Below are 12,371 nucleotides of genomic sequence, written 5' to 3' on the forward strand. Positions count from 1 at the left end.
AAAGGCGAAACCGCTAGTTATGAAAATTCGTACGCTGTATACGAACGGCATTTAAAATAGCCAGTAAAGCAACCCCTACATCCGCAAACACGGCCTCCCACATCGATGCCAAGCCTCCAGCACCGAGAATTAAAACGATGGCTTTAACGCCAAATGCTAAACCGATATTTTGGTAGACAATCTTTTTTGTTTTTTTACCAATACGTATAGCCATGGGTATTTTATTCGGGTTATCATCCTGAATTACCACATCCGCAGTTTCAATGGTAGCATCCGCGCCCAAGCCCCCCATGGCAATACCGACATCGCTTAAGGCAACCACAGGGGCATCATTGATACCATCGCCAACAAAGGCCACACTCTCCTGGCGCAATTTAATTTCATTGACCTTACTCACCTTATCGGCAGGCAGCAAATCGCCATAGGCATGATCGATCCTTAATTCACGGGCAACATGCTGCACAACCGAATCTTTATCACCACTCAGCATAACGGCAGTAACCCCTAAATCATGCAGCTGCTGTATAGCCTTAAAAGCATCCGGTTTAATCTTATCTGCAATAGTGATATACCCTGCATATTGTTTATCAAATGCAATGGCCAATACGGTATAAACAATTCCTGCTGTATCCACAGTATACGGAATAGCATACCTATCCAAAAGTTTAAAATTACCTACCAAGACCTCCTTACCATCGATAACCCCGCGTAAGCCATGCCCAGGGATTTCTTCAACCAGGTCAAAAGTTAGGGTCGCATCTACAGGCCCCACAAAGCGATGTATAGCCGATGCCACCGGATGGGAGCTGCTATTTTCTAAGGCATTCACAATGGCCAGCAAGAAATCCTTCTCTGCGGATAGCGCGAGTTTCACCTCCTGAACTTCAAACACCCCTTCGGTCATCGTCCCGGTTTTATCCATCACCACCTGTTTGATATCCGACAGGATATCCAGAAAATTAGATCCTTTAACCAAAATTCCATTTTTACTGGCGGCACCTATTCCCCCAAAATAACCTAGGGGAATAGAAATCACCAAGGCACAGGGACAAGAGATAACTAAAAAAACCAAAGCCCGGTAAAACCAATCCGTAAACACATAATTTTCAACAAATAATGCGGGCAATACCATAATACCAAGGGCTAGAAACACCACAATTGGTGTATACACCCGAGCAAATTTGGCAATAAACAATTCCGTTGGTGCCTTCTGCTTACTGGCATCCTGCACGAGGGCCAATATTTTGCTGAGTTTACTATCGGCATAAGCCGTCGTTACACGCACCTGCACCAAGGTATTCAAGTTTATCATACCCGCTAAGACCGTATCATCTTTATACTTGGTATCGGGTTTACTTTCCCCGGTAAGGGCAGCCGTATTAAAAGAGCCGCTATCACTTAACATAACCGCATCTAAAGCCAACTTTTCGCCAGGTTTTAACTGAATAATATCATCCACCTGAACCATTTTCGCCGGCAGCACCTGAGGGCTACCATTGCGTATCACCGTTGCAGTATCGGGGCGCTGATCGAGTAGCGCTTTGATATTTGACTTCGCCCTGCGCACAGCCAAACCTTGGAAAGTTTCGCCCACCGCATAAAACAACATCACCGCAACACCCTCTGGAAAAACACCGATAATAAATGCGCCAATGGTTGCGATACCCATTAAAAAGAATTCTGAAAAGAAATTGCCCCTAAGAATACTTTTCCAGGCGTCGAATAACACTGGAAACCCCACCGGTATATAGGCCAGTAAATACCAAATGAAACGCGGTACTCCAACGAACCAAGCGACCTTATAAACATGATCAAAACATAAACCTATGGCCAACAGGGCGAAACTAATTAACGCCGGCGCAAACATCCTTAACGTAGAACCGCCTGCACTATGGTCATGTTCATCGTTAGGCGCGCTGTCGTCATCGTCATGCTCGGCGGAACAACAACAAGATGCGGATGCCGTAGTATTACCTGCGCCTTTAACAGCTTTTGAATGGGGGCTACAAGATGATGAAGCCGATTGATAATTGTGAAGCGGATTTGAATCCGGTATACCTACATTCTCTTTTTTCATGATACACTAAACTATAGTAAACAATCTAAACAAGAAGGCAACACAACTGGCCTTCCTTACAATATCAATCAAAACTAGGAAACTTTTGCATGCAATGCTATTGCAAAGTTTGTGGCATACACTTTTCACAAATCCCTTTTGCAAAAAGACGAAGTTCATCCACCTGAACGCCTAAATCGCCTAAGCTTCTGAATGTTACTTCTTCTTTACAAGTGGTTTGTTTACAAATTTTACAATAAAAATGTAAGTGATAATCTTGGTGCGTATGTTCGGAACACTGCTCTTCACACAATTTATACCGGGTGGTTGTATTTTCCTGAATGCTGTGTACGATACCCTTTTCCTCGAAAGTCTTCAGCGTCCGGTACAAGGTTACACGATCCACTTTCCCGAACTGCTCCTCAATTTCGGAGAGCGAAAGCGCAACCTCCTGTCCGACCAAAAAGTCGTACACCAAAACCCGCATGGAAGTAGGTTTAGTATTTTTTTGAAGGAGCTTTTTCTCAGTAACGTTATTCATTATAGCTAAAGTTAATAAAAACTTATTAATAACTAAATAACATAAACTTTAATCGCTGTAATAATGGCATCAGCATGACAGATATTATACATCTACCGGGTAATAGACCTTGCCCAGTGCTTCCAATTCCTGCAAATCAGGGCGTTCCTCAAAAATGCCAAATACCGAAGATCCCGAGCCCGACATCGCCGCATAAAGGGCTCCCTTTTCATACAATTTTCTTTTTAGGATTTCTATCTGCGGATATTTTTGAAATATCCCCAGCTCAAAGTCGTTTACAATATGGTACTTCCACTCTTGTATAGGCAGCTTAATAGCCCTTCTAAGATCCACCTGAGGAGTCTGTGGCATTATGCTGCTATACGCCTCCTGCGTAGATATATGAATATCCGGTTTAACGATAACGGTCACATATTTCGATAAATCTAAAGTTATATCCTCAAAAGTAGTCCCAATTCCTGATGCAAAAACCGGTTTATTGGCAATAAAAAATGCACAATCGGCCCCTAGCCTTTCGGCATACTGCGCCAATTGATGATCCGATAGCCGAAGGGTAAACATCGCATTCAACATCTTCAATACATACGCCGCATCCGACGAGCCACCACCAAGACCAGCACCAATAGGAATATTCTTCAACAGATGCATCTCCACGGCCGGAAGATTAAAGTCGGCCGCCAGCAATTGATAAGCCTTCACACAAAGGTTATCGCCCCCGCCGGGGATAGGTAAGCCATCGGCATGAAAGGTCGTTTGTCCAGCGCTGGGCAATATCTCCAGCACATCATACAACTGCACCGGATAAAACACCGTTTCAATAGTATGATAACCATCCTTTCTTTTTTCGGTAATCAGTAAACCTATATTTATTTTAGCATTGGCAAAAGAAATATGCGATTCAGGTGTTGCAGCTGTAGCCATCTATTAATTATATTTATGCATATATTACTGCCTATAAAAGTAAAAAGGTTCTTGTTTTAAAACAAGAACCTTTTTATTTAGTTCGCTATGAAAATACATACCTAACTTCCTCACGTAGGTTATATCGAGAAGCCATTACTTCCCCATAAGCACCTGCCGTACGAATGGCAATAAGGTCGCCACGCTGGCTTTGCGGCAACGGCACTTCCTTACCGAAGCAATCGGAGCTTTCACATATAGGACCTACCACATCGTAGTTAAGTTCCTTCGCGCCCACATCAGCACCTATTTTTTCAATCTTATGGTACGCCTGATACAACATAGGGCGCATTAACTCGGTCATCCCGGCATCCAAGATTAAGAAGTTTTTCTTCGCTCCACTTTTGGTATACAAGACCTTACTGACCAAGGTTCCCGCTTGCGCCACTAAAGCACGTCCAAGCTCAAAATGTACCTCCTGTTGTGCGTTACGCTCCAGAAACTTATCGAAAATATCAAAATAAGCTTCAAAATCTGGAATAGGGTTAGCGTCGGGGTTCTGATAATCTACACCCAGGCCACCCCCAACATTAATCACCTTAATATAGGTACCACGTTCTTCAAACCAGTTTTTCCACTCATTAACCTTTACACATAGGCTTTTAAAGACATTCATATCCGTAATCTGCGAACCAACATGGAAATGTAAACCTAACAAATTAATATGTGCACAGTTGCCAATTACTGCGGCTGCCTTTTCTAATTCAGAATTTGGAACACCAAATTTATTTTCATCCAGCCCTGTCGTAATATAGTGGTGGGTATGTGCATCCACATTAGGGTTTATACGTAAGGAAATATTTGCCGTCTCGCCAACCTCAGCTGCCAAGGCATTGATAACCTCCAACTCCTGTATCGACTCTACATTAAAAGCAAAAATACGGTGCTTTAAAGCGGTTATTATTTCTTTATCGGCTTTACCTACGCCTGCAAAAGTTATCTTATCGGCCGGAAATCCTAAATCAATAGATTTTTGTACCTCATTACCACTTACACAATCGGCACCAAATCCTTTTTCCTGAATAATAGCCAATACACGGTCGTTAAAGTTTGCCTTAAGCGCATAGTGTATATGAAAATTACGTTTATCTGCCGCAGCCTTAGCCTGCGTTAACGTCTCTTCCAACAGCTGCAGGTCGTAATAATAAAAAGGAGTCTCCTGCTGGGCAAAACGCTCCAGAATTGTATTATTATTAAACATAACTATAACGTATTAAAACAATCTGTTATGTAATGAACGTAAAGCCTCTGTTTTATGCTTCGAATCCAATAAAATAGAAACATTATAATCCGAACCACCGTAAGAAATCATACGGATAGGAAGATGTTTTACAGCATCCAAAACTCGGGCAGCATAACCATGGGTGTTCACACCGAAGTCGCCCACCACACAAATAATCGTTTGTCCTTCATCCACCCCAACCTTACCGAAGAGCTCCACCTCCTTAATAATTTCCAATAAATTACTTGTATCATCAATAGTTAAGGATATAGCAACCTCCGAAGTGGTGATCATATCAATAGGTGTTTTATAACGCTCGAAGATTTCAAAAACTTTACGTAAGAAACCATAAGCCAGTAACATCCGCGACGAATGGATATGGATCGCTGTAATACCATCTTTTGCAGCAATAGCACGGATTGCACCTTTTTCTGCTCCTGCTTTGGATATTAACGTTCCCTTCGCTTGTGGGTCCATTGTGTTTAACAACCGTACTGGAACATTGTATTTTTGTGCCGGGAAGACACTCTGTGGATGAAGAATCTTGGCACCGAAGTAAGCCAACTCTGCAGCCTCATCAAAACTTAAGTTCGCAATTGGCGATGTATTTTTCACAATCCGGGGATCGTTATTATGCATACCGTCAATATCTGTCCAGATCTGTACTTCTTGAGCACGTAATGCTGCACCAATTAATGATGCCGTATAATCTGAACCTCCACGGCGTAAGTTGTCTACTTCGCCAAAGGAATTCCGACAGATATAGCCCTGCGTAATAAACAAAGTATTTGCGGGATGCTCCTCCAATAAAGGAGTCAGTTTTGCGGTAATATAATCGACTACAGGCTCATTATCTTCATCGATTTTCATAAAGTCTAAAGCCGGCAACAACACGGATGGGACCTGTATCTCTTCCAAATGGAAATGCCATAACGCGGTAGACAGCAATTCGCCTTGTGCTAAAATTATTTTCTCTTCTGTGGGCGTAAATACATCGCTGTTAGCAAAGTTTTCTACAATATGAAAATGGTGATCGATAAGTCCCTTACCCTTTTTAAGTCCTTCTTCGGTGGCAAAAAGTTCTTTAATAAGCTCCTCATACTTCTCCTTGTGCGCTAGTATCAACTGCTTAGCCAACTGTTTATCGCGATTTGCATAAGCTTGACCTATTTCTACTAAAGCATTTGTCGTGCCCGACACGGCAGACAAAACCACAATCTGACGTTCGCTAGGGTTTACGATTTCCAACAACCCTTTAATGCGAACTGCACTTCCTACAGAAGTACCACCGAATTTTAGAATTTTCATATAATTTATAACTAATAAGTATTTTACTTTTTAAAAGCGTGTGAATATAGGTATTCCCACGGATTATTAAACAAAAAATGCGGCACAAATGCAAAAAGATCTGTGCCGCATATCATTTTATGCGGAAGTACTACTTCTTCAAAGTCTCGATCAACAAGCCTGCAAGTTCTTCGCCAATACGTTCTTGGGCTTCGTTTGTTGCAGCACCGATATGTGGTGTCAAGGATATTCTTGGGTGTGTCAATATCTCAGCACGTGGGTTCGGTTCAGCATCGAAAACATCAAGCCCTGCAAAGGCCACTTTGCCGCTATCTAAAGCCTTCAATAGTTCTAACTCGTCGATTACACCGCCACGGGATGCATTTACTAAACCTACCCCGTCTTTTAATAGGGCAAACTCATCCTTCCCAATTACAGGTTTATCTAAAAATGGTACATGCAACGAGATAAAGTCTGAAGCTGCAAACAGCTCATTTAAGGTTACTTGTTTTACAGGAATATCAACCTGTACAGCACCTGAAAATGTTAATGTTAAAGCAGCAGGGCCAGCAAATAGATCGTAGTACACAACATCCATACCTAAACCTAAGGCAATTTTAGCAGTTTCTCTACCGATACGGCCAAAGCCTACAACACCTAATGTTTTACCTTGAAGCTCAACACCAGCAGCATAGGCTTTTTTCAATGCACCAAAATTGGTATTACCTTCAACAGGCATTTTCCGGTTAGCATCAAACAAAAAACGAACACCATTTAGCAAGTGAGCAAAAACCAACTCGGCCACCGAATGTGAAGATGCTGCCGGTGTATTTACTACGGCGATACCTTTAGAACGTGCATACTCCACGTCGATATTATCCATACCTACACCGCCTCTACCTATGGCTTTAATATTTGGGCAAGCATCAATTAAGGCTTGTCTTACTTTTGTAGCACTACGTACGGTAATAGCATCGTATGCATTTAATTTATCGGCTAACTCTTCTTGCGGTATATGCTGGGTATCTACCTCAAAACCTGCTTCTTCTAATATTTTTTTTCCGATAGGATCAATCCCATCATTTGCTAAAATTCTCATGCCTAATTTTCTTTTCCTAAATCTTACTTGCTTTCTTACTTGTGTGTATCTTCAAACTCGCGCATAGCATCGACCAGAGCATTTATAGAGGTAATGGTCAGTGCGTTATAAATCGAAGCCCGGAAACCGCCAACAGAACGGTGCCCTTTGATGCCTACCAGATTTCTTTCTTTGGCTAAAGCTAAAAACTCTTCTTCCAGCTCTGGGCTATCCATTACAAAAGTAACATTCATCCGTGAACGGTCTTCCACCGCAGCCGTCCCTTTAAAAAATGGGTTACGGTCGATCTCATCGTACAAGGTGCGCGCTTTAATGATATTCTCCTGTTCCATTACCGCTACGCCACCTTTGGCTTTTAACCAACGTAAATTCAACATGGAAACATAGATTGAGAACACCGGCGGCGTATTGTACATAGACCCACCTTTTATATGCGACTGGTAATCAAAAATTGTCGGTATAGTACGACCGGCTTTGCCTAAGATTTCTTCTTTTACAATAACTAAGGTTACCCCTGCCGGGCCCATATTTTTTTGTGCTCCCGCATAAATCAAATCATACTCGCGCACATCAATCTCGCGGCTTAAAATATCCGAAGACATATCTACAACCGTTGGAAGATTCGTTTTTGGCTTGTCAAAAACCTCCGTACCGTAAATGGTGTTGTTTGAAGTATAGTGGAAGTATGCTGCATCGCTAGGGATATCAAATCCTTTCGGGATATAGGTGTAATTTTTATCACTCGATGTAGCGACAATAGCTACTGAACCAATATTCTTTGCTTCTTTTACGGCTTTACTCGCCCAAACACCTGTATCCAGGTAGGCCGCTTTTCCGCCCTCAGGCAATAGATTTAATGGCACCATAGCAAATTGCTGACTTGCGCCACCTTGCAAAAATAAAACGGCATAATTTTGCGGTACATTCAATAACTCGCGAACTAGACGTTCGGTCTCCACAATAACGGACTCAAATTCACGCGATCGGTGCGATATTTCAAGAATAGACAATCCTGTGTTGTTAAAATCTAATACTGCCTGTGAAGCCTCTTGAAAAACTTCCTGTGGCAAAATACAAGGTCCTGCACCAAAATTATGTTTCATTTTGTAGTTTGTTGTGATAAGTTCAAAATTTCGTACAAATGTAGGATATATTTTTAAATATATCTCAACAAACAAAACAATTTGTTGACAAAAACTTAAATTATATTAAAAAATGATAAAACATTGACACCTAACAGGCTACTAAAAAAAATGTATTTAGCAGAAAAAAAACAGCATTTTTCAGATCCCTAAATTATCAAAATATTATGGCCATAGTGTTACGGTTGTAACCCCAATTTATTGCCCCATATCAAGGTTTAACACAAAATATTTTGTATCTTCGCATGCGTGGTGCCATTTGTATTAGGCACTACATTAGTTTTAAAGAAACCAGGTAAATATGGCCGAAGAAACAGAAAATGAAAACAATCTAGCTCCTGCTAACGACAGGATAGTAAAAGTCAATATTGAAGACCAGATGAAATCTGCTTACATCGACTATTCGATGTCGGTAATTGTATCGCGGGCCCTTCCCGATGCTAGAGATGGTTTAAAACCTGTACATAGACGTGTACTTTACGGTATGGAAGAATTAGGTGTTTCTTCCGGAAAACCTTACAAGAAATCTGCGCGTATCGTGGGTGACGTTTTGGGTAAGTATCACCCGCACGGTGACTCTTCTGTATATGACACCATGGTGCGTATGGCACAAGATTGGTCAATGCGTTATACCTTAGTGGATGGGCAGGGTAACTACGGCTCCTTGGATGGCGACCCGCCTGCTGCTATGCGTTATACGGAAGCACGTCTACGGAAAATTGCCGAGGAGATGCTTTCGGATATTAAAAAGGATACCGTTGATTTCCAACTTAACTTTGATGATACGACGGAGGAACCTACAGTACTGCCTACACGTATTCCCAATTTATTGGTTAATGGTGCATCGGGTATTGCAGTTGGTATGGCCACCAACATGGCTCCGCACAATTTAAGTGAGGTTATTGATGGTACTATTGCTTATATCGATAATCGTGATATCGAGATTGCCGAATTAATGCAGCATATTAAAGGGCCGGATTTCCCTACAGGGGGAATTATCTACGGTTATCATGGCGTTCGTGAAGCTTTTGAAACTGGGCGTGGTAGAATTGTGATGCGCGCAAAAGCTGAAATTGAAACGAATAAGGCGGGCCGTGAAATTATTGTTGTTACCGAAATTCCTTACTTGGTTAATAAAGCGGATATGATTAAACGTACCGTGGATTTGGTTAACGAGAAAAAAATTGAGGGTATATCGGAAATTCGCGATGAGTCTACGCGTGAAGTACGTATTATATACGAAATCAAACGCGATGCCAATGCTAATGTTGTATTAAATAATTTATATAAGCATACTGCGTTGCAGTCTTCATTCTCGGTAAATAATATTGCCTTAGTTAAAGGTAGGCCGATGTTAATGAACTTAAAGGATATGATCCATGAGTTTGTGGAACATAGACATGATGTGGTTGTACGCCGTACTAAATTTGAACTTGCCGAGGCGGAAAAAAGAGCGCATATCTTAGCGGGGTATTTAATTGCCTTGGACCACTTGGATGAGGTTATTAAATTAATCCGTAGCTCGGATACACCGGAGGATGCGCGCGTTGGATTAATGGAAAAATTCGGCCTTTCGGATCTGCAGGCGCGTGCTATCCTGGACATGACTTTACGTCGGTTAACCGGACTAGAGCGTGATAAAATTAAGGAGGAATATGCGGAGCTGATGAAGACCATCGAATACTTAAAAGAGGTCTTGGTGGATGAAGCACTTCGCTTTAGAATTATTAAAGATGAACTGGCTGAGGTAAAAGAGAAATTTGCTGATGATCGCCGGTCTTTAATTGTACATTCTGCGGAGGATATGACCATGGAGGACTTTATCGACGATGAAGAGGTGGTTATTACCATATCGCATAATAGTTATGTAAAACGTACTCCTCTTTCTGAATATAAACGCCAGGGTCGTGGTGGTAAGGGGGCTATAGGCTCTAATACCCGCGATGAGGATTTTACCGAGCATATTATTACCGCTACAGCGCATAATTATATGTTACTGTTTACGGAAGCTGGTAGATGTTTCTGGTTACGTGCATTCGAAATTCCGGAGGGTAGCCGTACTTCTAGAGGTAGGGCCTTACAGAATATCATTAATATTCCGAAGGATGAAAAAATAAAGGCTTATATCTTGGTTAAAAATCTGAAGGATCAGGAATACTTAGAAAACAACTTTATTATTATGTGTACCAAACAGGGTACCATTAAAAAAACTTCGCTAGAGGCTTATTCCCGCCCGCGTGCAAATGGTATTAATGCCATTAATATTAATGAGGGAGACCAATTAATTGAGGCTTCATTAACCAACGGGCAAAGTGAGATTGTTATGGCCTTACGTTCGGGTAGAGCTATACGCTTTAACGAGTCTACGGTGAGACCTATGGGTAGAACGGCGACGGGTGTGCGTGGTGTGACTTTGGCATCGCCAACGGATGAGGTTATTGGTATGATTAGTGTAGACAAAGCTGACAATTCTGACGTTTCGGTATTGGTGGTGTCGGAAAAAGGTTACGGTAAACGTACGGATATCGAGGATTACCGCATTACTAACCGTGGCGGTAAGGGTGTGAAAACTATAAATGTTACCGAAAAAACTGGCGAGTTGGTGGCGATTAAGGACGTTACTGATAATGACGACTTAATGATTATTAATAAATCTGGAATCGTAATCCGTATCGGGGTGAACTCACTTCGTGTGATGGGTCGCGCAACACAGGGTGTGCGCTTGATTACGCTGAAGGAAACGGATGAAATTGCTTCGATTACTAAGGTTGCACGTGAGGAGGAAGAGGATCTTGAAGGTTTAGAAGGCTTAGCAGGCTTAGATGGCTTAGCGGATGAAGCAGCTTTGGGGGACGATGCGGATCCGGATGCTGCTGCTGACCAGGATGCCGGCACGGATAACGAAGCTAGTAACAACCCGGACAACAATCAAGAATAATAACCTAACGGAGTAAAAAATGAGACTACTCGTAATTACGCTATTGTTAGTAAGTTTAGGTACCACTGTTAGTGCGCAATCTAATTATAAGGAGAGCACTAACAGTTTTGCGCGTTATACCCAAACCGGCGATTTAAAACAACTGGAATCTGCTAAGAAGTTTATCGACGATACCTACAAGACTAGAAGGGATTCAAATGCTTCGAAGAATAATATTCTTCGTGCTTTGATCTATAGCTCATTGGCTTATGCCGATTCGACCAGAAGGATAAAAACGGATAAGGATCCAATTGATATCGCACAAAATGCTTTAAGCAGGTTAAGCTCGAGGGATCGATCGAATTATGCGAACGAGTTGAATTATGTGAATCAAAATCTTTCGGCAGCTTATATTGGTATTGCCAATAAGGCAATCCAGGATAAAGACTTTGGTAAGGCGTATGCGAGCTTTCTAAAAGTGCATGACCTGGGGCTTCGCAACCACGATGTTTTAAATAATCTGGCACAGCTGGCGGCAAAATCGGGTAACCCGAATGATGCTGTACGTTACTACAACGAATTGATTAATGAAACGGATGCATCGGTAGATAAATATTTAGCCTTGGCCAACTTGTACAAAGACAATAAGGATAGCCAGCTGTATTTAAACACGCTACAGGATGCCCGCAATAAATTTATGGATAATCAAACGATCTTATTTTTATTGATCCAGGTGTATTCCGAAAATAAATCGTATGCTGCAGTGACAACCTTGGTGGATGAAGCGCTAAAATATGAGCCTCAAAATACCGAATTGCTTTATCTTGCGGGTTATGCCAATGAAAATACTGGGCATACAGATATTGCAAAAAAATATTACCTTAGATTAAATGATATTGATCCAAATAATTTTGATAGCAATTTGGCATTGGGTTTGATTTTTTTAAATGATTTTTTGAAAAATGAAGATGACCTTGAAGCGCAGTATAAGGCACAGGAATATTTGTTAATGGCAAATGGTATACGCCCTTATGCGGTAAATGCGCTAAAAGGATTGGCCTTGTTTTATGAAAAGACGGATGATGGCGATCAATTGGATAGGGTGAATACCTTATTAAATCAACTTTCAAATAATTAAAAACTTTTG

At 41.5% G+C, this 12,371-nt stretch carries 9 protein-coding genes; 2 read left to right on the forward strand and 7 right to left on the reverse strand.

The window, feature by feature from the left end:
• Positions 1-13: 13 nt before the first annotated feature.
• The 7 genes from ACL9RF_RS11610 to serC all read right to left on the reverse strand — a co-directional run bounded on the left by ACL9RF_RS11610 (position 14) and on the right by serC (position 8,268).
• Positions 14-2,077 carry a heavy metal translocating P-type ATPase gene (locus ACL9RF_RS11610; protein ID WP_422800802.1) on the reverse strand — a complete coding sequence of 688 codons (2,064 nt, stop codon included), beginning with the start codon at positions 2,075-2,077 and terminating at the stop codon, positions 14-16.
• A gap of 97 nt (positions 2,078-2,174) precedes the next feature.
• On the reverse strand, positions 2,175-2,597 hold the full coding sequence (locus tag ACL9RF_RS11615; protein WP_422800803.1) for a Fur family transcriptional regulator: 423 nt from the start codon (positions 2,595-2,597) through the stop codon (positions 2,175-2,177).
• An 84-nt stretch (positions 2,598-2,681) separates the two neighbouring features.
• The gene (gene ispE / locus ACL9RF_RS11620) at positions 2,682-3,518 is read right to left on the reverse strand and encodes a 4-(cytidine 5'-diphospho)-2-C-methyl-D-erythritol kinase (RefSeq protein ID WP_422800804.1); all 837 of its coding nucleotides are present in this window, start codon (positions 3,516-3,518) and stop codon (positions 2,682-2,684) included.
• Positions 3,519-3,603: 85 nt separating this feature from the next.
• Positions 3,604-4,758, reverse strand: a complete 1,155-nt coding sequence (gene lysA / locus ACL9RF_RS11625; protein ID WP_422800805.1) for a diaminopimelate decarboxylase — start codon at positions 4,756-4,758, stop codon at positions 3,604-3,606.
• A gap of 12 nt (positions 4,759-4,770) precedes the next feature.
• Positions 4,771-6,087: an aspartate kinase gene (locus tag ACL9RF_RS11630; protein ID WP_422800806.1), complete on the reverse strand. Its 1,317-nt coding sequence runs from the start codon at positions 6,085-6,087 to the stop codon at positions 4,771-4,773.
• A 130-nt stretch (positions 6,088-6,217) separates the two neighbouring features.
• Positions 6,218-7,165 carry a D-2-hydroxyacid dehydrogenase gene (locus tag ACL9RF_RS11635; RefSeq protein WP_422800807.1) on the reverse strand — a complete coding sequence of 316 codons (948 nt, stop codon included), beginning with the start codon at positions 7,163-7,165 and terminating at the stop codon, positions 6,218-6,220.
• 35 nt (positions 7,166-7,200) lie between these two features.
• On the reverse strand, positions 7,201-8,268 hold the full coding sequence (serC, locus tag ACL9RF_RS11640; RefSeq protein ID WP_422800808.1) for a 3-phosphoserine/phosphohydroxythreonine transaminase: 1,068 nt from the start codon (positions 8,266-8,268) through the stop codon (positions 7,201-7,203).
• A gap of 340 nt (positions 8,269-8,608) precedes the next feature.
• On the opposite strand from serC, the gene gyrA reads away from it, so the two are divergent.
• Together gyrA and ACL9RF_RS11650 are read left to right on the forward strand one after the other, a co-directional pair.
• On the forward strand, positions 8,609-11,245 hold the full coding sequence (gyrA, locus tag ACL9RF_RS11645) for a DNA gyrase subunit A (RefSeq protein WP_422800809.1): 2,637 nt from the start codon (positions 8,609-8,611) through the stop codon (positions 11,243-11,245).
• A 19-nt stretch (positions 11,246-11,264) separates the two neighbouring features.
• Positions 11,265-12,362, forward strand: a complete 1,098-nt coding sequence (locus ACL9RF_RS11650) for a tetratricopeptide repeat protein (protein WP_422800810.1) — start codon at positions 11,265-11,267, stop codon at positions 12,360-12,362.
• Positions 12,363-12,371: the final 9 nt, after the last annotated feature.

This window comes from Sphingobacterium sp. Mn56C (assembly GCF_049319645.1).
Taxonomy (GTDB): domain Bacteria; phylum Bacteroidota; class Bacteroidia; order Sphingobacteriales; family Sphingobacteriaceae; genus Sphingobacterium.